The 25,075-nt window shown below is 24.7% G+C and carries 23 protein-coding genes and 1 pseudogene; 18 read left to right on the top strand and 6 right to left on the bottom strand.

Annotated features, from left to right (window positions below; all coding sequences use genetic code 11):
• Positions 1–14 precede the first annotated feature (14 nt).
• The 9 genes and pseudogenes from JW646_RS20125 to JW646_RS06965 all read left to right on the top strand — a co-directional run bounded on the left by JW646_RS20125 (position 15) and on the right by JW646_RS06965 (position 8,680).
• Positions 15–137: a hypothetical protein gene (locus tag JW646_RS20125; RefSeq protein WP_255701561.1), complete on the top strand. Its 123-nt coding sequence runs from the start codon at positions 15–17 to the stop codon at positions 135–137.
• A gap of 87 nt (positions 138–224) precedes the next feature.
• Positions 225–746 carry a host-nuclease inhibitor Gam family protein gene (locus JW646_RS07000; protein WP_228417040.1) on the top strand — a complete coding sequence of 174 codons (522 nt, stop codon included), beginning with the start codon at positions 225–227 and terminating at the stop codon, positions 744–746.
• 53 nt (positions 747–799) lie between these two features.
• A complete protein-coding gene (locus JW646_RS06995) occupies positions 800–1,615 on the top strand; it encodes a Rad52/Rad22 family DNA repair protein (RefSeq protein ID WP_228417039.1) in 816 nt (271 codons plus the stop codon).
• A gap of 64 nt (positions 1,616–1,679) precedes the next feature.
• Positions 1,680–2,123 (top strand): RadC family protein, encoded by a 444-nt coding sequence (radC, locus tag JW646_RS06990; protein WP_228417038.1) that lies wholly within the window; start codon positions 1,680–1,682, stop codon positions 2,121–2,123.
• A gap of 623 nt (positions 2,124–2,746) precedes the next feature.
• Positions 2,747–3,763, top strand: a complete 1,017-nt coding sequence (locus JW646_RS06985) for a hypothetical protein (RefSeq protein WP_228417037.1) — start codon at positions 2,747–2,749, stop codon at positions 3,761–3,763.
• Between the two features lie 11 nt (positions 3,764–3,774).
• On the top strand, positions 3,775–4,422 hold the full coding sequence (locus tag JW646_RS06980) for a hypothetical protein (protein WP_228417036.1): 648 nt from the start codon (positions 3,775–3,777) through the stop codon (positions 4,420–4,422).
• Positions 4,423–4,596: 174 nt separating this feature from the next.
• On the top strand, positions 4,597–6,558 hold the full coding sequence (locus JW646_RS06975; protein WP_228417035.1) for a leucine-rich repeat protein: 1,962 nt from the start codon (positions 4,597–4,599) through the stop codon (positions 6,556–6,558).
• A gap of 66 nt (positions 6,559–6,624) precedes the next feature.
• Positions 6,625–6,943 (top strand): annotated as a pseudogene (locus JW646_RS06970) (JAB domain-containing protein).
• Positions 6,944–7,624: 681 nt separating this feature from the next.
• Positions 7,625–8,680: a hypothetical protein gene (locus tag JW646_RS06965; protein ID WP_228417034.1), complete on the top strand. Its 1,056-nt coding sequence runs from the start codon at positions 7,625–7,627 to the stop codon at positions 8,678–8,680.
• A gap of 90 nt (positions 8,681–8,770) precedes the next feature.
• Here JW646_RS06965 and JW646_RS06960 read toward each other — a convergent pair whose 3' ends face one another.
• Positions 8,771–10,345 (bottom strand): hypothetical protein, encoded by a 1,575-nt coding sequence (locus JW646_RS06960; protein ID WP_228417033.1) that lies wholly within the window; start codon positions 10,343–10,345, stop codon positions 8,771–8,773.
• Between the two features lie 335 nt (positions 10,346–10,680).
• Here JW646_RS06960 and JW646_RS06955 point away from each other — a divergent pair, with 335 nt between their 5' ends.
• The 3 genes from JW646_RS06955 to JW646_RS06945 are packed head-to-tail and all read left to right on the top strand — an operon-like array spanning position 10,681 to position 12,966.
• Complete coding sequence (locus JW646_RS06955; protein WP_228417032.1) at positions 10,681–12,564, top strand: phage/plasmid primase, P4 family; 1,884 nt, start codon at positions 10,681–10,683, stop codon at positions 12,562–12,564.
• Positions 12,565–12,589: 25 nt separating this feature from the next.
• Positions 12,590–12,766, top strand: a complete 177-nt coding sequence (locus tag JW646_RS06950) for a hypothetical protein (RefSeq protein ID WP_228417031.1) — start codon at positions 12,590–12,592, stop codon at positions 12,764–12,766.
• Positions 12,763–12,966 (top strand): RNase H1/viroplasmin domain-containing protein, encoded by a 204-nt coding sequence (locus JW646_RS06945; RefSeq protein ID WP_228417030.1) that lies wholly within the window; start codon positions 12,763–12,765, stop codon positions 12,964–12,966. The genes JW646_RS06950 and JW646_RS06945 overlap by 4 nt, the downstream gene beginning before the upstream one ends.
• Before the next feature lie 160 nt (positions 12,967–13,126).
• On the opposite strand, the gene JW646_RS06940 is transcribed toward JW646_RS06945, so the two are convergent.
• Complete coding sequence (locus tag JW646_RS06940) at positions 13,127–13,270, bottom strand: hypothetical protein (RefSeq protein WP_228417029.1); 144 nt, start codon at positions 13,268–13,270, stop codon at positions 13,127–13,129.
• Between the two features lie 709 nt (positions 13,271–13,979).
• Between JW646_RS06940 and JW646_RS06935 the strand changes: the two genes are divergently transcribed.
• Positions 13,980–15,062, top strand: coding sequence for a hypothetical protein (locus JW646_RS06935; protein ID WP_228417028.1), 1,083 nt, complete (start codon positions 13,980–13,982; stop codon positions 15,060–15,062).
• Between the two features lie 231 nt (positions 15,063–15,293).
• Here the strand turns inward: JW646_RS06935 and JW646_RS06930 are convergent, their stop codons facing one another.
• The 4 genes from JW646_RS06930 to JW646_RS06915 form a co-directional block, all read right to left on the bottom strand.
• Positions 15,294–15,458 carry a hypothetical protein gene (locus JW646_RS06930; RefSeq protein WP_228417027.1) on the bottom strand — a complete coding sequence of 55 codons (165 nt, stop codon included), beginning with the start codon at positions 15,456–15,458 and terminating at the stop codon, positions 15,294–15,296.
• A gap of 238 nt (positions 15,459–15,696) precedes the next feature.
• Positions 15,697–15,855 carry a hypothetical protein gene (locus JW646_RS06925; RefSeq protein WP_228417026.1) on the bottom strand — a complete coding sequence of 53 codons (159 nt, stop codon included), beginning with the start codon at positions 15,853–15,855 and terminating at the stop codon, positions 15,697–15,699.
• A 46-nt stretch (positions 15,856–15,901) separates the two neighbouring features.
• A complete protein-coding gene (locus JW646_RS06920) occupies positions 15,902–16,057 on the bottom strand; it encodes a hypothetical protein (RefSeq protein WP_228417025.1) in 156 nt (51 codons plus the stop codon).
• Between the two features lie 539 nt (positions 16,058–16,596).
• The gene (locus JW646_RS06915) at positions 16,597–17,721 is read right to left on the bottom strand and encodes a hypothetical protein (protein WP_228417024.1); all 1,125 of its coding nucleotides are present in this window, start codon (positions 17,719–17,721) and stop codon (positions 16,597–16,599) included.
• A gap of 1,525 nt (positions 17,722–19,246) precedes the next feature.
• Here JW646_RS06915 and JW646_RS06910 point away from each other — a divergent pair.
• The 5 genes from JW646_RS06910 (at position 19,247) to JW646_RS06890 (ending at position 24,983) form a co-directional block, all read left to right on the top strand.
• A complete protein-coding gene (locus JW646_RS06910; protein ID WP_228417023.1) occupies positions 19,247–21,493 on the top strand; it encodes a leucine-rich repeat protein in 2,247 nt (748 codons plus the stop codon).
• Positions 21,494–21,755: 262 nt separating this feature from the next.
• Positions 21,756–22,535 carry a toll/interleukin-1 receptor domain-containing protein gene (locus JW646_RS06905; RefSeq protein ID WP_228417022.1) on the top strand — a complete coding sequence of 260 codons (780 nt, stop codon included), beginning with the start codon at positions 21,756–21,758 and terminating at the stop codon, positions 22,533–22,535.
• Positions 22,536–22,842: 307 nt separating this feature from the next.
• A complete protein-coding gene (locus tag JW646_RS06900; protein ID WP_228417021.1) occupies positions 22,843–24,051 on the top strand; it encodes a TRAFs-binding domain-containing protein in 1,209 nt (402 codons plus the stop codon).
• A gap of 13 nt (positions 24,052–24,064) precedes the next feature.
• Positions 24,065–24,469, top strand: a complete 405-nt coding sequence (locus JW646_RS06895) for a TIR domain-containing protein (protein ID WP_228417020.1) — start codon at positions 24,065–24,067, stop codon at positions 24,467–24,469.
• 79 nt (positions 24,470–24,548) lie between these two features.
• A complete protein-coding gene (locus JW646_RS06890; protein WP_331478082.1) occupies positions 24,549–24,983 on the top strand; it encodes a DUF4231 domain-containing protein in 435 nt (144 codons plus the stop codon).
• Positions 24,984–25,075: the final 92 nt, after the last annotated feature.

Raw genomic sequence — 25,075 nt, 5'->3', positions numbered from 1 at the left:
AAGGAGATATTGCTATGAAAATGAGGATATCAACACTACAGTTACTGGTTAAGATATTTGGAGGAAATACTAGAGTTAATGATGTTATTGAATTAATCAAAAAGACAAGAAATAAAACTTGGAATGCTGATATTTAGTAAATACCATTATACGCCCTTTAGATTTAATTCAAAAAATAAGTAGTAAAATGTTACAATCTATATATTAAAAGGTGGGAGATTTGTATGAATGTATATGAAGAAAATTTAATAGATGAAATTATTAATGAAAATATAAATAATGATTTGGAGATAACAGATAAAGAAATAGCAACAAGTATCATGAAAAGATTAAAATATGTAAATATGTTAAAAGAGCAAAATGAATCTATAGCAAAATCTGAAATAGATAAAATTAACTTATGGAAGGATGAAGCGAATAAAGAGCTTAATGAAAAGGTTAAATATTATGAAGAGGTTATAGTAGAATTCTATAAGAAACAATTAGAATCTAACTCTAAGTATAAATTAAATACACCTTATGGAAAAGTAAGTAAAAGAAGTAATAAAAAATGGATTTATGAGGAAGAAAAGATAATAGAATTTTTAGAAGAAAATATGCATGTAAATATGATAGATATAGAAAAATCTATAAAGAAGTCTGAAATTAAAAAAGCATTTCCAAATGGTATAGATCAAAGTACAGGAGAAGTTATTGAAGGTATTCAAATAGTTGAGGAGACTAACTTTAGTATAAAACTTGTATAAAGCACTAGCTTAAATGCTAGTGCTATTATTTTGTAAAAACAGGAGGTATGATTATGGATATTGATAAGATAACTAAAGAGTTACAAAAACCATTCAAAGAAGACGAAATTGAATGGAGAGTAGGAGCTACAAATAAAGAAAAGACAATGGGGTTGGCACTACCTTATGTGACTAATAAAGCTATACAGAATAGATTAGACGAAGTATTTGGGGTATTTGGATGGAAGAATGAATTCAAACAATGGAAGCAAAATTCACAGTTATGTGGTATTAGTGTATGGGATGATGATAAGAATGAATGGATTACTAAGTACGATGGAGCTGATGATACTAATATGGAAGCTACTAAAGGTGGATTATCAGATTCAATGAAAAGAGCATCCACTCAATTTGGAATAGGGAGATATTTGTATAAGCTTGATCCAGTATGGTGTCCATTAAAAGATGGAAAATATTTAGAGTACACTCCACCACTTCCATTTTGGGCTTTACCAGATAATGAAAATAACAAAGGTGATAAAGAAATCATACAAAATAAACCAGTAAATCTTAGAGGAGAAGTAAGTGACGGTTTTGAAAAAAATGATAATGAATTGCATGTAAACAGTCACATAAAGTCTTATGATGTACATAGTAACTTTAAAGGAGATAATAAAGTTAAAGATAACAAACTTAAAGAAAATATTGAAAGACAATCAAATTTAATAACAGATAAACAAATAAATCTATTTAATATAAGAGCAAAGGATAAGAATAGAAACAAAGTATATGAGCTTTTGAGTAACTTTGGATATGACAATGTAGAAGGAATATCGAAAAAAGACTTTAATAGTATTTTATATTACATAGATCAATTACGAGCTATATAAATTTAAGACAACCATAGCATTAGCTATGGCTGATATTTTGAAAAAAGGGGGGATAGATAATAAAATGAGTTCAAAAAGAGTTGATATAGTAAGTATAAAAATGATAAAAGAATCATCTATAAAATATGAAAATAGAAAGATAAATAATCCTTGGGATGGATTTAAATTACTTAGAGATATGCTTGAAGATTGCGATAGAGAGAATATGGTAGTAGTATGCTTAAATACTAAAAATGAGCCTATAAATATATCTGTAGTAAGTGTTGGAACGTTAAATTCATCATTGGTGCATCCGAGGGAAATTTTTAAAACAGCGATTTTATCTAATAGTAATAAGATACTTATTGCACATAATCACCCGTCCGGTAAAGTAGATCCAAGTAATGAAGATAATAAAATAACAAAAAGATTAAAAGAATCTGGAGAATTATTAGGAATAGAAGTATTAGACCATCTCATAATAGGAGATGGTCTTTACTTTTCATATAAAGAAAATATGAAAATATAAATAATAAACATGTTAAAATGCATGTTTAAATAATGTACACGAAAATAATAAAAAAGAGGTGATCAAGATGAAAGAAGTTTTGAGAATAGTTATAAGTATTTTCTTAAAAGTAAAGTAATTTCAATGAATCTAAATATATAGGAGGTATAATATGAGAAATTTAATAAATTCTTGGCATACATTGAGTAAATGCTTACACTGTAAAAAAGGATTTGGATCACATTGTATATTTTGTGTAATAATAAGCTACTAAATAAGAGTAATAATAAAATAGTTAGCTATAGATATAGTATCTATAACTAACTATTTTATTTATATACAAATATCAATAACTATAAAAAATAATATATGGTAAAGGATTTAGACAATAGTTATAGAAATTTATATAAATATGACGAATTATAAGAGATTATATTTCATGACAAATTCAAACGTAATTATAAAAAATGAATTAAGCAAATAATTCATTTTATTTATTTTTAGTAATAAAATGCGAATATTTATAAAATTAAAGTATTTATATAATGCATATATATTAGAGTGAAATTTAAAAGGTAAATATATTATCATATGGTAATATATGTAGGATTTCTATGTTCCTACAAAGGGGGGAAGTTGATTAAATGAAAAAGAAAGCTGGAATATCATTATTAGTGTTATTAGTATGTATGGTATGTGAATTTTACTTGGCATTTTCTTCTAATGAGCCAAGTGGTTTACAAACATTTTTATTTATAGTTTTATTGATACCAATATTGGTATCAGTGTATAACATTCTATCATTTCAAATACATCATCCTAAAGGAATAATAATTACAGAAGTGGTAGCAGTTATAATATTTGGTTCATTATATTTAACGAATATAGTAATGACTAGATCAGATAACATAGAATCAGTTAAGAATGCTACATTATATGGTCTTGAAGGAATGACTATTGGGGAAGCTTTTTCTAATGGGATATCGAATGGTGAATGGTCGAATGGTAAAAAACAAGAAGTAATATATATAGCTACTTCAGTTGATGATCAGTCTAATAAATGTATCATTAAATTTAATGTGAAAGATACTGGAGAAATATTTATATCTAGTGTTTCATTAAATGATAAAAATAAAAATGGGTATGATTTATATTCAACTATAGTAGGTATATATGAAAATGCTAAATACAAATCATCTAATGGATTTAGTAGATTATATGAAAACTATCTAGTATCAGGGCGAATATCAACTCATAAAGATGATAATTATCAAGAAAATTCTGCACAAGAATCAACAGATGTACCAGAAGATAGTAGTGTAGAAGAAACAGAGAGTAGTTTAAATTCAACTTTATCAGAAGATGATAGAGAGATAGCTATAGATACAGTAATGCAAAGTACATTTTTTGAAGGTGGTTTAACATATGATCAAATTATATTAGGTGGAAGTGATTACACAGACTATTCATATGATGTTTCAGACGATTGTAGAGAAGTTACATTAACTACTACAGGTAACGATAAAATGGATTATTATTTTACTATATTAAAAGATAATGTAGTTGAATTAAGATTTGTTGATAAGAATGGAATCACCATAGGAGATTCTGAAGCTATTGAATTAATGAAAAAATATATGAAAAATTATACTAATAATTAGGGGGTATAAAAATGGAAGAAAATAATGAAAGCAAAAATATAGACGAAAAAGATAAAATGAAAGAAGAAAGTCAGAATATAACAGATTCTTCGGATACCGTTACTGAATTAAAGGAAGGTATAGAATATATTAAAGATGATATTAAAAGCATGACTATGGCAGATAAATTAAAAATGTTAGGTCAATGGATAATAATAGCATTTATAGTTATAGGAGTTATAATATATTTTGGTAATAAAAATTCACCTTCAAAAGCTATACAAGAATCAACTTGGCATGATTCCAAACTTACAATCGGAGAGTCATTTGATAATTATTTTAGTAATGGTAAATGGGAAGAAGTTGATGATAATAAAGTTGTATTTACAGGAACAGGTTATTATAGTGGTATTGAAAATGCAAATGTAAAAATTACATTAGAGTACAATGATAAAGAATTTAGATTTTCAAATTTAGAAGTTAATGGTGTAGAACAGGAGATTCTATTATTAAGTGCATATGCATTTCAAATAATGGGTGTTTATGATGAATATCTTAATCCTACACCAGGTTTAGGATCATCAGAAGTATATACACCAGAAGAAGCTCCAGATGATCAAGAAGGTGTTAATATTTATGGAGATGCTCCAATAGAAGATATGTCAGAATATAATAAATAAATTATAATAATAAATTAGGTAATTGCAGAATAGAAAAGTACAAAATGTTAAAATATAGAAAATATCCTCTGGATAAAAAAGTTTTAAAGAGAATATCAACATTTAAATTTTTAATATTTATAGAGCTCTGCAACTAGCTAGATTAATAATATAATCAGGGGGATGATAAAAGTTATGGAATTGAAGAAAAAAATAATAACAAGAGTTTTTATGGTATTTTTTTTAACAGTAATATTCTGGAGTATAAGGGGTGGAGTTTTTTCATTTGCCGATACAATAAAAGAGGATGGGATAGAGTATTCTATTTTAAATGGTGAAGCTTCTATAACTAAATATAATGGAGATAAATCTGAATTGTATATACCAAGTGAAATAAAAGGATATGCAGTTACATCAATTGGTGAAGCGGCATTTTGTAATTGTAGCGATAATTTAAAAAGTGTAATTATACCAAATAGTGTGACAATAATTAGAACTCAAGCATTTGAGAGCTGCAGCAGTCTAGAAAATATTATTATACCAAATAGTGTAAAGATAATTGAAGAATATGCATTTAATTCTTGTAGTAGTTTAAAAAATATAAGATTATCAGAGAACTTAAGTTTAATAGATAATGGTGTTTTTCAATCTTGTAGTAGTTTAGAAAATATAACAATACCAAATAACGTAACTTTAATTAATGAATTTGCATTTAGTTCTTGCAATAGCTTAAAGAGTATAACAATACCAGATAATGTAATAACAATTGGTCGATGTGCTTTTGATGATTGTAAGAATTTAAAGAGTATAGCGATATCAAGCAGTGTAACAACAATAGGAGAAAGTGCTTTTGAGCAATGTAGTAGTTTAGAGAATATAACAATGCCAAATAGTATAATAAAAATAGGAAAAGGTGCTTTTTCGTTTTGTAGTAGTTTAGAAAATATAACAATTCCAAGTAGTGTAACAACTATCGAAGAAGATTTGTTTAAGGCTTGTAGTAAATTAGAAAATATAACAATTTCAAATAGTATAACAACAATAGGAAAATATGCTTTTTCGTTTTGTAGTAGTTTAGAAAATATAACAATTCCAAATAGTGTAACAACAATAGGAGAAAGTGCTTTCTGGGAGTGTAGTAGTTTAAAAAATATAACGATTTCAAATAGTGTAACAGAAATTGGTAAGTATGCATTTATGGATTGTAGTAGTTTAGAAAGTATATTAATTCCAAGTAGCGTAACAAGTATTGGACAAAATATTTTTGCTCGCCATAATACTAACTTAGTAGTAACAGTAGAAAGAGGATCTCATGCACAAATTTATGCAAAGAAGAATAGAATTGCTTTTCATATTACAAATCCTATGGATATAAAACAACTTACTATAGAAAATTTATCTAATCGAGAATATACAGACAAGGAAATTAAACCTAAATTAATAATAAAAGAAGGTAATAAATTAATAAAAGAAGGATATGATTACACATTATCATATAAAAATAATAAAAATATAGGATTAGCGACCATATTAATTCAAGGTAAAGATAATTATTATGGACAGAGAACAATTACATTTAAAATAGTTCCTAAAACTATAACTAAAATATCACAAACTTATAGTTCAGCTAATAGAATAGAATTATCTTGGAACAAAATAAGTGGAGTTAGTGGATATAGAATATATAGATCAACTAGCAAAAATGGAGCTTATACAAATGTTGGTGCAGTAAAAGGATCTGGTACTACTAGCTATATAAATTCGGGATTGTCTAGTGGGAAAATATACTATTATAAAGTAAGAGCATATAAAACAGTAGGAAAGACAAATTACTATAGTAACTATTCATCGTCTTTAATAGCAAGTACAAAATGTTCAACACCATCAATAACTGTAAAGTCTCCAAAAACTAAAGTAGCAAAAGTAAGTTGGAAAAAGGTTTCTGGGGCTAGTGGATATAGAATATATAGAGCAACTAGCAAGAAGGGAACATATGAATATGTAAAAAATATAGCTAGTGGATCTACTTCAAGTTATACAAACATAGGACTTAAAAAGGGAAAAACTTATTATTATAAAATACAAGCATATAAAACTGTAAATGGAAGCAAAGTATATAGCTATTATAGTTCGTTAAAATATATAAAAGTAAAATAATGCTATTGATATATTGAAAATAGAAAGATAAATAATCCTTGGGATGGATTTAAATTACTTAGAGATATGCTTGAAGATTGCGATAGAGAGAATATGGTAGTAGTATGCTTAAATACTAAAAATGAGCCTATAAATATATCTGTAGTAAGTGTTGGAACGTTAAATTCATCATTGGTGCATCCGAGGGAAATTTTTAAAACAGCGATTTTATCTAATAGTAATAAGATACTTATTGCACATAATCACCCGTCCGGTAAAGTAGAGCCAAGTAATGAAGATAATAAAATAACAAAAAGCTGGAGAATTATTAGGAATAGAAGTGTTAGACCATCTCATAATAGGAGATGGTCTTTATTTTTCATATAAAGAAAATATGAAAATATAAAGAAAATATGAAAATATAAAGAAAATATGAAAATATAAAGAAAATATGAAAATATAAAGAAAATATGAAAATATAAATAATAAACATGTAAAAATAAATGTTTAAATAATGTACATGAAAATAATAAAAAAGAGGTGATTAAGATGAAAGAAGTTTTGAGAATAGTTATAAGTATTTTCTTAAAAGTAAAGTAATTTCAATGAATCTAAATATATAGGAGGTATAATATGAGTAATTTAATAGATTCTTGGTATACATTTAGTAAATGCTTACACTGTAAAAAAGGATTTGGGTCACATTGTTAAGCTACTAAATAAGAGTAATAATAAAATAGTTAGCTATAGATATAGTATCTATAACTAACTATTTTATTTATATACAAATATCAATAACTATAAAAAATAATATATGGTAAAGGATTTAGACAATAGTTATAGAAATTTATATAAATATGACGAATTATAAGAGATTATATTTCATGACAAATTCAAACGTAATTATAAAAAATGAATTAAGCAAATAATTCATTTTATTTATTTTTAGTAATAAAATGCGAATATTTATAAAATTAAAGTATTTATATAATGCATATATATTAGAGTGAAATTTAAAAGGTAAATATATTATCATATGGTAATATATGTAGGATTTCTATGTTCCTACAGGGGAGAGATTAAAGAAATGAAAAAACTTGTAAAATTAATTGTAACGCTAATCATCTATTTACTTATATATTTATTCATAATTGATGATATGACAGAAGGTGTATTAAGAAATATTATTATGGTATTAGGATTAATACCATTCTTTATCATAATATATCAAATTGGGACTGCACAATTTAAAGAAAAAAGAGGGTTAATATATACTGAAGTAATATTTGCTGTAATATTTATATTGCTATTTGGAATTAGTAGTCTAATAACTAGATCAGATAATATAAAATCAGTTAAGAATGCTACATTATATGGTCTTGAAGGAATGACTATTGGGGAAGCTTTTTCTAATGGGATATCGAATGGTGAATGGTCGAATGGTAAAAAACAAGAAGTAATATATATAGCTACTTCAGTTGATGATCAGTCTAATAAATGTATCATTAAATTTAATGTGAAAGATACTGGAGAAATATTTATATCTAGTGTTTCATTAAATGATAAAAATAAAAATGGGTATGATTTATATTCAACTATAGTAGGTATATATGAAAATGCTAAATATAATTCATCTGGTGGATTTAGTAAATTATATGGAAACTATCTAGTATCAGGGCGAATATCAACTCATAAAGATGATAGATATCAAGAAAATTCTGAACAAGAATCAACAGATGTATCAGAAGAAGAACAATCTCAAGAAGTTGATAAAGAACAAGAAGGTGTTAACGTACATGGTGATGCTAATATAGGGGAAGACTATTTGAAATTAGTATTAAGTAAAGTTGCATATGAAAATGGTAATGAAATATTATCATATGAAAATCTTATATTAGAATCAGGTGGATATGATGATTACAATTATGAACTTCTGAATGATTATCACAATTTAAATCTTACTACAGAATGTAGTGATGGTTCATCAGTTGTATATCAATTTCAAATAAATGAAAATGGTGAAACATTTCTAATAGCTATTACAACGTATGATCAAGGACAGAAACGTGATTATAATAGCAAACATCAAATAAAAACATTTATGGAAGAATTAGTTGATAGATATCACAATGTAAATAAATAAAAATAAAAGAATAAAACTAATTAAATAGTTTAGAATGTAAAAATTAAAATAGCTATTTTACTAAAAATGTAAGATAGCTATTTTAATGAATTAATTAAGGCATTTTTCAGAAGTATGTAAGTGAGAAATATTTATTTTTATATTTTCAGATATATTGAAAATTTGTTTTACAGTTTTATTATTCGAAATTTCTTTAATATCAGAGAAGTTTATAGACATATAAACTTCATCTAGTATGGATTTGTTATTGTAAATTAATAAAAATACATCTATAAATTTCGTTGACTCATTAGTACAATTATTTTTTATTGATTTTATTTCATTGCTGTTTAAAAGATCATAAATAATTTTATAATTAATAGATATACCCGGATATTTAGAATTAAAAATGGCTAAATCGCTGTTATTTACATTTAGGTTTAATATAGATTTAACCATAAAATTTATGAGATATTTGAAATATTTAAATTCTAGTGTATTTAGTTTATTAGAATAATATATTTTTCTTTCAAAATATTTTTTAACTAAATCTATTTTTTTTAATGTATTCATTGATATATCATAGTATGTATTGTATATAGCTTTAGTATCACTCTCTTCTACAGAACAAAGTGAATTTTTTAGTTGTTCAAGACAATTCTTTTTATAAAGATTTATGAAATCTGTTAAATTAAGATAATCTAAACTATCTATATTTATAATTTCTTCTTCAGTTTTTTTTGGATATAAGCATGAAAATAATTCATCTTTATCAATAAAAAATATATCATGTCTTTTAGATGACTTAGTTAGTTCATATATGTTTTCATTATGTTTAATGTGAGGACTATTAGTTTTACCAGTACAAGTACATAATTTGTTAAATTTATCGTCTTTAATAGAATGATTTAGTTTTTTACTACAAGCAACCATATTATGAAATTCTTCTTTTAATAGATTATCTAAAAGCAATTTGTTTTGTATAGAATTATAAGAATAAATTTCTTGTTCAATTTCATTTTCACGGTCATTAAGTTCTATATAATGTATATCAACTTCATCACTCATATCATCAAATTTTTTTCTTGATTTTATATTATTAATTTCTTTATGAACTTCTTCATATTCATATTTTAAATTATCCAATTTATTGTTTTCTTTTTTTAATAAATCTAAAATATCATTTAAGTGACATAATATATCACATATTTTATCCTCATTTATTAAGATATTAAAAGACATAACTAAATTTAAAATTTCGTTGATTTTACTTATGAATGTATTTAAGTACTCAGTAGTAATAAAATTGTATTCGTAAGTTGGTGAATCCATAATTTGTAATGATAAATCAAACGGTAAATCATCAATTTTTCCTAATAAAGATTTATTATAGTTTAAAAATGTATTTAAGGGAAATTGTGTTAGGTCTGAATTATTATTTTTTATTTTATTTTCAACTATATTTTCAATCATTAACGTTAAAAGTGGTTCTGATAACTTATGTATTCTATAAAAAGCTTTTTCTATAGAACCAGAATCAGTAGGGTTTTTTTTCTTTATACTGCTTATATCTAATCCATAGTATTTTCTTGCATTTTCTATATTATTATAAAATTTATTGATATTTATATTATTATCTTTACAAAACTCTCCACATGTTTTGCAAAATACTTTTTCAGCTTCCATTATTATATCCTCCTTATAATCCAATATACATATATTGTATTCCAAAAAAATAAGAATTTAGTAGAAAATATTTTTTTTAACACCATTAATTTTACATAATAAGATAATATGTAAAATTAATGGTGTTAAATTTAGAAATATTTAAATTTTTTTCAAAGAATTTTGGAATAGCAAATTATAATGAGAGTTAATTCATAGTAATTAAAATGAATCTATAAATTACTTAGTTAAGTTATATATATATACGAGAAACTTTAACGAAATTTGATGATCATATACTATATAGATAAATCTAAAAAACAAATAGCAGTTAGTAAAAAGGAGGTATATTGATAATGACTAATAATTACAATGAAAAGGATCTTAATTATCAGAATGGTTTTAGAGAAGAACAAGTAAAAAATAAAAAACCAAGGCTAAGATATCCAAATGGAAAGGCAAATGAAGTTAATAATGTAGACTTAGCTAAAGAAAATGTAAGTTATAAAGAAGAACAAGTAGAAAATAAACAACCAATGTTAAGATATCCAAATGGAAGGATAAATGAGGAAAGTCATATAGACCTAGTTAAAGAAAATGTAAATTATCAAGAAAAACAAGTAGAAAATAAACAACCAATGTTAAGATATCCAAATAGGATGGTTAATGAAGTAGTAAAAATAAACTCAATAAATGTAGGCACAAGTTGTTGTAATGCTAATAAAAAAGTAGAAGAACAAATTGTAATAGGACAAAATACTACAGAAAAAATTGATAAAAATATTATAGAAAGTAATACTACCACTGAAAAAAAAGTTAAGCCTATGCGTGATGAAATATTAGAAAAAATCGATCAATTAATAGAGGGAAAAGTAAAAGAAGGTAAGGGGGAAAAAAATGAGCTCAAAGATTTAAATTTATATAATTTTTTATTAGAAAATCTTCTACGTACAGGTTTATTTATAAATATTGAGAATTCAATGCTTTATTATTATGATTCTCAAATAGGTATATATATACTTGTTGAAGGTAATGCAGGAATATCTCTATTAAAAAAAATTTGTAGAGTATTTTATGAAAAACGAATAAAAGATGATATATATAGGAGCATAATACAATCTCTAATTACAGAACCAGATATAAGAGTAAGTGCAAAAGATTTTTTTTGTATGAACAATTATTTTATGAATTTTACTAATGGTATATACAGTATAGAAGATAATAAAATATATATAGATAAAAATATGTATAGAAATAAGTATTTTAATACTTGTATACCTATAAATTACATTGATTGTAATTTTAAAAATTATGATGAGGCAAAAAAAACATTAGCATGTAAAATGCCACATTTTTCGAATTATTTAAGTACCAGTTTAGATAATAATGCTATTAGAGAAAGACTACTATTTGAAATAATAGGATATTGTTTAAGTAATATAAAACCACATAAAAAGATAATTATTTTACAAGGATTAAACAGTAGCGGGAAGTCAGTTTTACTTAAGTTCATAACATCTTTATTGAGTGAATATAATTCACAAGCTGTTTGTAATATGAGTTTAAAGCAATTAGGTAATAAATTTACAAATAGTATGATAGAAACAGCTAAGTTAGTATGTAGTGGAGAGCTCGATAGTAGCAATAAATTAGATATGTCTATCATTAAAAAGATTTCAGGCGGTGATGATCTTGTGGTAGAAAAAAAATATGAAAGTCCACGTGTTATTAATTCAAATGTTAAGATGATATTTTGCAGCAATCAATCCTTATCAATAAAAGGCGAAACAACTGAAGCAATGATTAAACGCTTACACACATTGTATTTTCCAAATGAAATAAAAGAAGAGCAACAAAATCCTGATTTAATACAAAATATTTTAAATGAAAGAGATTACATAGTTTCTATATCAATGTTAGCACTAAGAGAAATGATATTTAGGGGGAGGTTTACTAATGATCCATATAGTGAGGAGCTGTGTTTGCAATATAGAACACAAATACCAGAGCTTTTGGTAGATGAGTTCATATCAGATTGTTTAGAGATAGATGAACGTAGTTTTATAGATAATGAAACTTTAGATTTACATTATAGACACTTTTGTAATATTAACTCGTATCCAATATTATCTATGCAAAAGTTAAAAAGAGAACTTAAAAAGAGATTAAATGTTTGTGCAAGTAAAAAAAGTATTAATGGTATGACAAAAAATATATTAATTGGTGTAAAAATAAAATAATTTTATTTATATGGGGGGAAAATAGATGATTGAATATAAATATAATTCTAGAGAAGAAGCTTTAGAGGCTGTTAAAGTTATAATGAAAACAAGAAATATAGATTTTAACATGGCAAGAGCAATGTTATGTAATATTTGTAGTAATTGTGAAAAAAATAACATATGTATATTAGAAGAAAATAATAAAGGTGGAAGAGAATGAATATGAGAAAGAATTACTATGCTGTAGCTACAGGGAATAAAATTGGTATATTTTCTAATTATCATAGATGTTTGCATCAAACATATGGGTATTCAAATAGCAAATTTAAAGGGTTTATAGATTTTGAAGATGCTAGGGATTATGTTTATGAAGAGACAGGTATACTCATTAATGAGTGGGAAGTAGATAAGGAAATATAAAAAACTTATAAACTATAAACTAACATAATAATAAGAGGAGAATACTGGTTCTCCTCTTATTAATTTTATTAATCTAGTTAATTTGAATTAAAAAATATAGGTTACTGATTGAAGATAGAGACTCCGTATATATTTATACTTAAAATAATTTATGACACAATTATCCTATCCAGTCGCCATTTTCATCCCAATTTCTTTCATCATCTGAAGAAATACCATCTCTCATATCATCTTGCCATTGTTCATATTCTTCATCTGTCATGTTCCACCCTTTTTCATACTCTTCCATAAAATCATAACACATAATAAATACCTCCCTTAATATACCTATAGTAAAATTAGTTTATAATCTTGTTTAAACAGTATAATTATATTTACAATATATGCCAATATCACCCCTGAAGCTTATATTTTATTTTAAATTTTCTAATCAAATTTAAAATAAATCGTACATAAAGGTATACCTTTTTAAACGCTCTGTATTGTATTTATTAAAAATAAATTTGACCTAAACTTAATTTTTCATAAAAACTACTCGATATATATTTTAGAAATATAAAAGGAGGTCTTAAAAATGAAAATAAATATCAATATAAAACTAAAAACTATGATTATAAAATTAAAATTTTCCATAGATAAGAATGATTAAATAAAAATACTAATATTTAAGAATACTAAGGCAAATGGAAATAGTAGATAAAATTATATTAATTTAAATTTGCTATACTAAAAAAAATTAACTTTAAAAACAATGATGAGTTTAATATACCTTTAAATAACTAATTCTTAGACAGAACTTAAAATATGATATTATTAATACTATAAATACTAAACCCGTTGGAAACAGCAGATTAGTTTGTCTTAACATATAAAATCCTCATTTTCCTGACGCTACCCATATAATACACAATACTTTTAATACTACATATTACTACACCAATTATGACACAGAGAGTGTTACAATTATATATAATATGTATACTTAGAAAGTTTATTTAGAAAGGAGTAACATAATGGTTTTTTTTAGTAAGTTATTTAGTTTTAACAAAGAAGATAATAAATCTAATATTAAGTCGGAAAATAATACCAATTCAATAGAAGATGATAAATTTGAATTACTGACTAAATTAAATGGTTTTCCAAAAAATTTTAGGGACTTAATTTCAAGCAAAAATGGTTTATACTTTGCTGTATATAATCAGGAACACAATGTAAAACAAGAAATAATCCTTTATAAGTGCAATTTACAACTAAAAAAGTGTGAAATTATTTTCAAAGATGAATTACCTTTTAAAGACACTTTTGGATGTGAATTACATTGTGGATTTGATTTAAATAATAATTATTTAGTTTATTACATTGATAAAGAAATTAAAATTCTAGATATCTGTAAAATGAGTACAAGTTCTACAAAGATGAATTTGGAAGTAAATGGATTGAAATTAGCTAATACAAAAAATATAGTTGCTATACATAGTATTAATGTAGTTTATAAGGATGATTACGATGCATTAATTGAAAATTACATTGAGTTTTATACTCTAGAAGAAACTAGACTAACCAAAACTTTAAAAGAAATTAAAATTTTAAGAGAAACAAAAATTAAAACTTTAATAGAAACTAAACGCTCAAATTATTTTAAAATGTTCTTTTCATATAATGATGATTATTTTATTTATAATGAAAGGATAACATCTGTGTATAAAATGGATACACTTGAATGTATATATAGTCTATATGGCAATTTTAAAATTATCCTAAGCAATAATTCAGATACAATGGTTTTAATCTATGAAATTCGCAAAAAAAATGGTAAATATTCACACACAGATAAATATTTACAAAACTTAGAAAATAATAACTATGTAAAACTAGATGATAAATATCTTAAAATAATAGATAATAAATATCTTAAAATAGATGAAGAATATTTTAAAGATAGATTAAGGTATATTTCTAATCCTTTTGATTATTATAATGGTGGGATTACTAAAAATGATAATAATCAAAAGGATGAATATTTTGAAGAAATATGGACAGAACGTGATTTAAATGAGTATTATACTGGTGACCCTGATAATTTTGATTGGGATTAATGGTTACAGGTAAAAAATTAGCTATGTCAAGTCCTGAATGCTACGATAGAGTTGAAGTAAATGAATCAGATAGTCAAATGGTGCTTTACGGATACCTTTTCAAAAAACAAATTAAAAAAGAGAAAGTATGGAAACATTAAGCAAAATATAAAGTTACATAGTCTAAAAATGAATATTTTCATATCTTTCTACATTAAAAAAGCAGCTACAAAGCTGCTCTATTTTTATTTATTACATTTGTCTCTGATTGCCTTCCCATTCATCATAATCAGTATCATATTTATCAAGATTGCCGTCTCTTTCATAATATTCGTTTATGTCTGGACATGAATCGTAATCCCAATCACCATTTGGGTCATCTGGATGATTATCATAGCAATTTAATTCTATAAACATAATAAATACCTCCCTATATATCTATAATAAAATTAGTTTCTAGTTCTGTTTAAATTTAATATAAACTTATATATAGTATACGTCAATATTATAATTAAATTTATTGTAATACTTCATATAAATGGATATTTTAAAAATAATTTGCATGTAAAGATATACTTTTATAGACTTTTTAAATTTGTTGATATTGCTAACTTTTGAAACCTAATAAAAAAATATGATTAATTGTCTTTTTTTATTAATTAATAATTGGGTTAATCATAATAAATTTCATTTCAACTTTCATCAATATATCTATGGTAACCTTCATAATTTTCCCAATCAAAGCCATAACCATTAACATAATTGCTATTATTATAATCATCTGAAGAACTATCTGAATTATCTTGAGAATCATTATGATATTTTTTACGCTCTTTTTCTCGTGTTCTTCTTAGACATCCTTAACAATATCCCTTGTAATATCCATTCTCATATGTGATTTCCTCGTTATCATAACTATACATATTATTATACTCTGTGTCAGTATATCTTTTTTTGTAACCCTTATCATATGATCTATTGTATTCTAAAAACTCTTCTATTCTCTCTTTAAACATCTTTGCTGATTTATTAGCTGATGTGTATTTTCCATGGATAATAAGTCTTCACATAGTTTTAGAGATTCTTTTATATGATTTTCTAAAAATCTTCCTATACGTATTTGTAATCAATCTGGTATAAATGACATCTACTTCACTCATTTTTTTAGCTTGATTATATACTTCAATAATTTCACTATCTTCTTTTATCTTTATAGGCTCCTAATACTTGTCTATCACTTGAGTAAATTTCTCTTCTTTTAATATTCTTCTGCTATTTCAATAGATTCATTAAATTTATAATTTGAATATGCTGATATAATTGATATTATTATTGATATTGAACCTTTATTACCATAATTAAAATTCATTTCTCTATAAACGGTACCATTACTAGTAAGATTATTTATTATAATTTTTATATTATTTAAAGTAAACTTTTGATTATACTTAATGTATGTTATCTTTATACCATTCTATTTAAGTAAAAGGGCCTTTTTTTAACCTAGACATATTTTATGTCTAGATCTTGGTATTAATTAAAATTTTAAATTACATTAATTTTGCTTATATTCATCATATGATATGTTTGCCTTTTCTAAAGCTAGTGTAGCATCTTCCATCATTGTTGTAATTATAGATTCTTCTTCTTGGCTGTAGTTGTCTAAAGAATTTAAAGCTCTATTATATGCTTTATAATGCTTATCAAATGCTGTTATATACATATTAATTATTTCTTTTAATTCATTATCATTGATATCTTTAATGTGTTTATTAATTTTACTTATAGAGCTTTTAGCCAACCTTGAAATATTCGTATATTGTTCGACAACATCGTTGTATTCTTTTTCATATATTGCATAATTAAGATTATCAACTTCTGTTAAAACAGATACCATAATATCACTATTATTTGATTTTACAGAAAATCCACTGCTTGTATTATCTATGAAAGTATCTTGTTGTTTATAATGTTCTGAAACTGTAGATTCTATGTTTTTAGTATTCTTATATTCTGCATTTATTAAATAGTTTGCAATATAGTAATCAGATATATTAAGTTTCTTCATTAAATCATTCCTGTACTCTAAAAATCCTTTTTCAGAGACTACTTTACCTTCAACCAAATCACCTGTCATAAAATGCCTAAATTGCCCAAAGTTAGATTGAAGTAAAAAACAAAAATTATTAAACAGCATTTCTTTTAATTCATTAGGAATATTTCGGCTTTGCTTAATGTTTTCTAGATTATTTTTAGTTGGTTTTAAAATCTTATTATATGCATTTTCTATTTTATCTAATGATTCTATCATTTGTACATGCTCATATACATATTCATCAGGTACTTTGTAATCATCATATAGTTTTTTATATTCCTTATTCAGTTGAGATACTTCACTATTTAAATAAATATACTTATCTACACTCTCTTCAAGATAATTTATAGTATCATTAAAACTTTCTTCATAGTATAATTGATTTAAATCAAATGATTTATCTATTCTTTCACATAGTTCTTTTGTTAATAAGTCTATTTTCTCAATATATTCTTTATCTAAACTTTCAATCTTAGATTTATAATCCTTCTTCTGTTTTTCAATCTTTACTGCGCTGAAAATAGAAAAACTCAATAAAACTACACTTATACATGCTATTGTTAAAACTAGTCTCTTTTTATTCATATTAAATCCCCCACATATAATTTTGGAATATATACAAATTATAACAATTTAACTATGTTTTGTAATTAAATTGTTATAATTATAATGTAAGATAATAGATTTTTTGATATTTATACGTAAAAACTAATCATTTATAATAAAGAGCTGTATATTCTAAATATACAGCTCTTTATTATATTTTTATAAAAACGTATTGTAACATCATAATTAAGAAATATATTCCTATTAAAACTACAACACATATTACAGAATTAAACATACCCCTTCTTAAATATATTCGTATAAAAATCTCATTTTAACTTATTTTATTCTCCTATCTAAACCATTTTGTGTAGCTAATCTAGGTACTTTAGAAGAAATTTCTTCGTATGTATACGCTGGTTTATTGGACACAGTAAATCTAGGTGTTGTTAAATCATGTAATATATTTCTTGTTTATAATTTCGTTAATAGCGCTTGTGTTTCATTTTAAAATTTATTAAAATCACTATAATTTGTATTAATTTTTTCAGTTAATTTATAAAATGTATTTGTTTTTTCCAATATTTAATTCATCCTATATAATTTTATATTTATATTACTTATCTATTGAAATAAAATATTTTGATATCTATTAACTATTTAACTGAATTAGATAAATCAAAGGATATAAAATATACATAATAATGAAATATGTTTCATCTTATTAAAAAATACTTTATAATTATACAGTGAATTATATTTGGAATAAAAAGGGGATTTATATGATTAAAAAATAGCAATAATTTTACTTCTTGGGATTATAAATATTAATATTATTGAAAACACACTATAAAAATTATTATTAAGTTAATTATGTATGGATTAATCTAAGTTGTTTTAGCCAGGCTATCAATTTTAGAGAGTTTCTAAACAAATTACTAAATAAAAGAACAAGTCAATCGTTTATATTATTTAAAAAGAAAAGAAAGAGATAAGATGTGCTAAGAAACATTTTAAACTATTAGAATTTGGAGTACGTTATGACGTAGCAACTGATTTTGATGAAATAAAGGACAATATATAGGTAATATATTAAACAAAAATTCCCCCAATGATACCCCAATAGCTTAATTATATTGGGTAGATTTTTAAAATTAAATACAGAGTAAGTATGATAATATATGTATATTATTTGGATTTGAGCATAGTTGAAATTTAATAAAAACTCAACATTCGACTCCCCTCATCTCCACCATTCAAACCCTCGAAAAAGAGGATAAGGAACTACTAAGTTTATGGCTTAGTAGTTTTTTTATTGACTAAATAAACTATACTTAAATTTAATATTTCTTAATTTGCATATTTATCAAGTTTTATTATATTAATATAAATTTCATTGTATATTACTATAAACTTTAAAAGTATAATATGACTTAGTATAAGAGTAGAACTAACCAAAGTTGAATAAATATTATATATTTAATAATTTATATATAATTGAACCTAATTTACAAATAATGTAAAATAAAATATGGTAAGTAAACTTAAGTTAAGGAGGAGTTAGATGAGGGATAAAAGTAAATATAGGTTAATAAAGTTAATGCTAGCATTTTTAGTTGGAATTTTTATGATTTATCATTCGGGTGATTATGCAAAAGCAGACACTACAACAAACGAGGGAGTATATCAAATAGGAGATAATGTGTATGTAACATTTGAAGGAGATACGGCTACAATTTCTGGACAAGGAGCTACTTGGGATTATTGTTACGATGGATATGATATTACAGGAGGTTATTTTAATCCATTTTCAAATAATTCACCTAAAAATATTATAGTTGAAGAAGGTATAACAGATCTAGGTGATTATATATTTAAAGATAAATGCGATTCAATTAAATTGCCGAATAGCTTAATAACAATCGGTAAAAATGCTTTTTCAGGATCTTCTAATCTTACAGAAATAGATTTGCCAAGTAGCTTAATAAGCATAGGATCAAGTGCTTTTTTAGAATGTTCTAATCTTACGGAAATAGATTTGCCAAAGAGCTTAAAAAGTATAGGAGGAAGTGCTTTTTTTGAATGTTCTAATCTTACAGAAATAGATATACCTGAAGGAGTAAAAAAATTAGAAGATAATTTATTTAATGGATGTGTAGAATTAAATCGTATAAGTCTTTCAAAATCTATAACTAAAATTGGTGTTGGAACATTTAGAAGATGTAAATCATTAGAAGATATAACTATACCAGATTCTGTGAAAGAAATTGGTGAAGGAGCATTTATTGATTGTAGAAAATTACAAAAAATAAGAATACCAGAAGGTATTACAGAAATAAATGCAGAGACTTTTTACTACTGTGAATCAATTAAACAAATAGAATTACCTAAAAGTATTAAGTCAATTGGAGATTCTGCTTTTGCATATTGTTCTGACTTAGAAAAAATACAATTACCAGAAAATATAGAAGTTATAGGATATAGTTCTTTTGAGGATTGTACAAGTTTGAGAAGTATTGTACTACCATCTAGATTAACAATATTACAAGGTGCTAATTTTAGAGGTTGTTCAAGGTTAAATGAAATTATACTTCCTGAAAATATTGAGTATATAGGTTATAATTGCTTTAAAAATTGTATTAGATTAGCTAATATATATGTTCCTAGAAGTGCTAATTATATCTCTGATGATGCTTTTTTGTATTGTGATAATACAACTATTAATGCACCAAAGGGTTCTTATAGTGAAATGTATGCAATAAATAATAATATAGCATATTCTGAAATTTGTACAATTAAAAATGTGGAAGGCGTACCAACGGTCTTTTCTTCTCATAATATTAAAATAGATTCATTATTTAATCCTACTTGTACAGAAACAGGCTTAACAGAAGGAAGTCACTGTGAAGTATGTAATGAAATAATAAAAAAACAAGAAATAATACCAGCCAAAGGACATAATTGGAATGAAGGAATAATAGAAAAAGAGTCTACATGTACAGAAGAAGGAATAAAAACATATAAGTGTACAGATTGTGATGAAGTAAAAAGAGAAAAGATAGAAACTTTAGGACATGAATATAGCAAGGAATGGACGATAGATAAAGAAGCAACATGTACAACAGAAGGAAGTAAATCACATCATTGTACAAGATGTGATGAAAAAACAGATATAACAACTATTAAAGCTCTGGGTCACTCAGGAAAGAAAAGTATAATAAAAGCAACTGTATCAAAAGATGGAAAAATAGCTACAACTTGTACAAAGTGTAACAAAGTTACTTCAAGTAGTATTATTTCTAAAATATCAGATGTTAAACTTTCTACAACATCATATGTATACAATGGAAAAGTTAAAACACCAACAATTATCATAAAAGATAAATTTGGAAATGTGTTGAAGAAAAATACAGACTATACTGTGACATATGCAAGTGGAAGAAAAAATGTTGGAAAGTATACAGTAAAAGTTACTTTCAAAGGTAATTATTCAGGAACAAAATCACTAAATTTTACTATAAAACCTAAAGGAGTAAGTTTATCAAGTGTAACTTCAAAATCAAAAGGATTCGTAGTGAAATGGAAAAAACAATCAATACAAACTACTGGATATGAAATTCAATATAGTACATCTTCAAAATTTAGTAATTCAAAGTCAATTAAGATTAAAAAGAATAGTTCAACATCATCTACTATTTCAAAATTAACTAAGAAGAAGAAATATTATATAAGAATAAGAACATATAAAAACGTTGGAAATACAGTTATTTATTCATCATGGAGTGGATCTAAAAGTATAATAACAAAATAGTGGATTTGATTGTTGTGAATCATCTCCACCATTCAAACCCTCGGAAACGAGGATAAGGAACTACTAAGTTTATGGCTTAGTAGTTTTTTTATGTTGAGGAATAATGGATATAGAAAAGTATAAATTTGATAAAAAGAAACAAATTTTTAAATTTATTTTTTGTTATATTAAATAAAATGTAATTAAAATAAATCACTAGACATATCATGTCACATTATATACATTTAATATTAAATATAGTAAAAATAACGAGGTGATTGAGATGGTTTTTATTAGTTATAATCATAAAGATGAAGCGTTAGTAGATATGGTGGCACGTAGATTGGAATTAGAGTTTGGAAGAGATAATATATTCTATGATAAGTGGTCAATCCAACCAGGAGATAGCATAATTGGTAAAATGAATGAGGGACTTGAAAAATTTACGACATTATTTTATTTTTTATCACCAAATAGCCTTAATAGTAAAATGGTAACAAAAGAGTGGCAGAATGCTTTAATGAAATCAATAAATGAAAATTTAAAATTTGTGCCTATTAGAATTGCTGAATGTAAACCACCAGCAATTTTGACTGACTCATTGTATATTGATCTTTATGGTTCTGGTTTGGATGATGCTGTTGCTAAAATGAAATGTGTAGTGAATGGAGAAAATACATATACAGCATTAAATGATGTTGATAATGTAACCGCTATAATCAAAGAGATAAAAGTAAATGAAATTCAGTTAGAGATTAAAGCTAAGATGTATAGTGAAAATGATGCCAATTTTGCTTTTGTTTGTAGTAATGAGATTGATGAATTCGATGTTACTACAGAAGATCCTATACATTACTCTAGTACAGGAGAAATGATTGGTTATAATAATGGAGTACAGGTTCCATTAAAAATGAAGACAATAAAATTGTATAGACCTTTAACTACAAGTAATCCAATGAGGGTTAAAATTAAGGGAGCTAATAATGTAAAACTAAATTTTATTGGAATAATGCAGGTATTCTCTAATACTTCAGGGAAGATTATACAAGTGTTAAGAGAATAGTAAAAAATAAACTTAATTACTTTATTAGATATAGATATGCACCAAAGTATAAAAGTGTTAATATAACTATGAAACATTATCTAGTTGAAAAGATACGAGAGCCAATTGCTAATAAAGTTAAAGTTAGACCAAAATAGAATTAGAATAAGTTGTAAAATCAAAATGTAAGTAATTTAATAAATATACAAAAAATGTATTGATTTAATAATCAATACATTTTTTGTTGATTTTAATAGAATATATCATGAAAAAATGTAAAAAAATGGTATAATAATTGATAGTAAAATAAAAAAGGGTAGGGATAATTATGAAAAAAATGTGTTTTGTTGTAATGGGATATGGTCAAAAAGTAGATTATAAGACGGGAAGAACTTTGGATCTAGATAAAACTTATAATAATATTTTAAAACCTATGATTGAGGAATTAGGTATGGATTGTATAAGATCAGATGAAATTATTCATTCTGGAATAATAGACAAAACTATGTTTAATCAACTAATAAGTGCAGATATTGTTATTGCTGATGTATCTACATATAATCCAAATTCATTTTATGAACTTGGGGTTAGGCATGCTTTAAAACCATACACAACGATAATAATATCTGAAGATAAGTTAGAGTATCCTTTTGATATACAGCATTCAGTTATTTATAAGTATGAACATTTAGGAAAAGATATTGGATATTCAGAGGTGATTAGATTTAAAAATAAATTAAAAGAATCTATAGAGAATATATTATCTAATCCAGAAATTGATAGTCCTGTGTACACATATCTGGAGAACTTAAATCCGCCTATATTAAAGAATGTAAAGCTAAACAATTATACTGGTGAAGATACTTTGAGATGTATGATTAATAGTGGAGAAGAATCTATAAGATTATCTAATTTTTATGAGGCAAAATCTTTTTTTAAAAAGGCTTTAGAGATGGATAAAAATAATTTATATATACTACAAAGGTTAGTTCTGTCTACTTATAAATCAAAGTATCCAACAGAAAAGGATTCTCTTATTGAATCATTACAAATTATAGAATGTTTATCACTTGATACTTCTAATGATCCAGAAATATTAGGTTTAGCTAGCTCAATAAATAAAAGATTATGGGAGATAAATAAAGATAATTCATTACTAAGTAAGGCTATAGCATATTCTGAAAGAGCATTTTATATAAGTAATGATTATTATAATGGTATCAATCTGGCTTTTTTATTTGATTTAAGGGCTAGTATTACTAATAGAGATGATAGTATAGCAGATCGAGTGATTGCAAGAAGAATAAGAGAAAAAGTAATATCAATATGCTTAAAAATTATAGATAAAAATTTTGAGGAAAGAAATGATTGTTATTGGGTAGTAGCAACTTTAGAAGAAGCATACTTTGGAATAAACAATGTAGAAAAGTATTTAGAATATAAAAATAAAGCAGTAGAATATTTGAAAGAGGGTTGGCAATTAGAGTCTACAGAAGAACAATTAAAGAAACTTGAAAATTTATTATCAAAACATTAGGAGGTATTATAAAATGGGGAAGGTATATAATGTATTTGTTAGTCATTCATGGAGCCATGTAGCTGATTTGGTAAAATTAAGGGAATTATTGAAGAAAAGAGGATACTTTAATATTGAATTTAAAGAGGTACCACCGATGGATCCTATTAATTCTGAAAATGCAAGCTATATAAAAAGTATACTTAGAAAAAAAATAAATGAATCAGATGTTATTATAGGTATGGCAGGAATTTATGCTTCATATAGCGATTGGATGGATTGGGAAATGAGCGTAGCTGATGATTATGGTATAAAAATAATAGGTGTTGTGCCTAGAGGTAATACAAATATATCGCAAACTGTTAGAAATCATGCAATTGATATTGTTAGATGGAATACAGAAAGTATAGTAGATGCTATTAGAAGATATAGTAAATAATGAAGTAGTAAATTAGAGGATATATTAATGCATATATTTAACTTTGAAATTATAAAAAAAAAATGAAGGTACCAATAAAATAGAAAATATTGATAGAAATAGTTATATAGAGAAAAGACTCAATCAACAAATTAGATGGTATAAAATTCGTTCAAAGAATATGAAATATAAATTTTGTGGTTTATCATTAATTACAATAATTGTTAATGCGATTATACCAATATTTGTTTTAATGTCAGAAGAGTTTGATTTTAAATTTAAAGTAATAGTTATACTATTATCATCAATTGCAAGTATTAGTACAGCTGTTTTGCAACTATTTAAGTATCAAGAACTATGGATAAAATATAGAATAACATCCAAACTTTTAGAAAAAGAAAAGGTCAGCTATGAAACACAGGTTAAAAAGTATAAAAAAAATGAAGAAGCATTAGAACTATTAATAGAAACATGTGAGGATATTATGGGAAGGGAGAATGAAAAGTGGGAGTTACTTTATGATAATAAAGTTTAAAAATATTTAAACAAATTAATCATAATTAGTTGGTTTGAATAATGATATAGGGATTTATTAGTTCTTCATATAAACTATCAAAAATTTTATAA

This window comes from Terrisporobacter hibernicus (assembly GCF_020809405.1).
GTDB lineage: Bacteria > Bacillota > Clostridia > Peptostreptococcales > Peptostreptococcaceae > Terrisporobacter > Terrisporobacter petrolearius.
The sequence above is the reverse complement of the archived record's forward strand: the minus strand, read 5'-3'. Positions and strand labels throughout refer to the sequence as shown.

Bases quoted from the DNA above. Each gene is read 5' to 3' on its own strand.
- JW646_RS06965 (WP_228417034.1), top strand. From the start codon at position 7,625: ATGAAAAAACTTGTAAAATTAATTGTAACGCTAATCATCTATTTACTT.
- JW646_RS07000 (WP_228417040.1), top strand. From the start codon at position 225: ATGAATGTATATGAAGAAAATTTAATAGATGAAATTATTAATGAAAAT.
- JW646_RS06980 (WP_228417036.1), top strand. From the start codon at position 3,775: ATGGAAGAAAATAATGAAAGCAAAAATATAGACGAAAAAGATAAAATG.
- JW646_RS06905 (WP_228417022.1), top strand. From the start codon at position 21,756: ATGGTTTTTATTAGTTATAATCATAAAGATGAAGCGTTAGTAGATATG.
- JW646_RS06960 (WP_228417033.1), bottom strand. From the start codon at position 10,345: ATGGAAGCTGAAAAAGTATTTTGCAAAACATGTGGAGAGTTTTGTAAA.
- JW646_RS06910 (WP_228417023.1), top strand. From the start codon at position 19,247: ATGAGGGATAAAAGTAAATATAGGTTAATAAAGTTAATGCTAGCATTT.
- JW646_RS06935 (WP_228417028.1), top strand. From the start codon at position 13,980: ATGGTTTTTTTTAGTAAGTTATTTAGTTTTAACAAAGAAGATAATAAA.
- JW646_RS06900 (WP_228417021.1), top strand. From the start codon at position 22,843: ATGAAAAAAATGTGTTTTGTTGTAATGGGATATGGTCAAAAAGTAGAT.
- JW646_RS06975 (WP_228417035.1), top strand. From the start codon at position 4,597: ATGGAATTGAAGAAAAAAATAATAACAAGAGTTTTTATGGTATTTTTT.
- radC (WP_228417038.1), top strand. From the start codon at position 1,680: ATGAGTTCAAAAAGAGTTGATATAGTAAGTATAAAAATGATAAAAGAA.
- JW646_RS06925 (WP_228417026.1), bottom strand. From the start codon at position 15,855: ATGATTCTCAAGATAATTCAGATAGTTCTTCAGATGATTATAATAATA.
- JW646_RS06920 (WP_228417025.1), bottom strand. From the start codon at position 16,057: ATGTTTAAAGAGAGAATAGAAGAGTTTTTAGAATACAATAGATCATAT.
- JW646_RS06915 (WP_228417024.1), bottom strand. From the start codon at position 17,721: ATGAATAAAAAGAGACTAGTTTTAACAATAGCATGTATAAGTGTAGTT.
- JW646_RS06895 (WP_228417020.1), top strand. From the start codon at position 24,065: ATGGGGAAGGTATATAATGTATTTGTTAGTCATTCATGGAGCCATGTA.
- JW646_RS06945 (WP_228417030.1), top strand. From the start codon at position 12,763: ATGAATATGAGAAAGAATTACTATGCTGTAGCTACAGGGAATAAAATT.
- JW646_RS06950 (WP_228417031.1), top strand. From the start codon at position 12,590: ATGATTGAATATAAATATAATTCTAGAGAAGAAGCTTTAGAGGCTGTT.
- JW646_RS06930 (WP_228417027.1), bottom strand. From the start codon at position 15,458: ATGTTTATAGAATTAAATTGCTATGATAATCATCCAGATGACCCAAAT.
- JW646_RS06995 (WP_228417039.1), top strand. From the start codon at position 800: ATGGATATTGATAAGATAACTAAAGAGTTACAAAAACCATTCAAAGAA.
- JW646_RS20125 (WP_255701561.1), top strand. From the start codon at position 15: ATGAAAATGAGGATATCAACACTACAGTTACTGGTTAAGATATTTGGA.
- JW646_RS06955 (WP_228417032.1), top strand. From the start codon at position 10,681: ATGACTAATAATTACAATGAAAAGGATCTTAATTATCAGAATGGTTTT.
- JW646_RS06940 (WP_228417029.1), bottom strand. From the start codon at position 13,270: ATGTGTTATGATTTTATGGAAGAGTATGAAAAAGGGTGGAACATGACA.
- JW646_RS06985 (WP_228417037.1), top strand. From the start codon at position 2,747: ATGAAAAAGAAAGCTGGAATATCATTATTAGTGTTATTAGTATGTATG.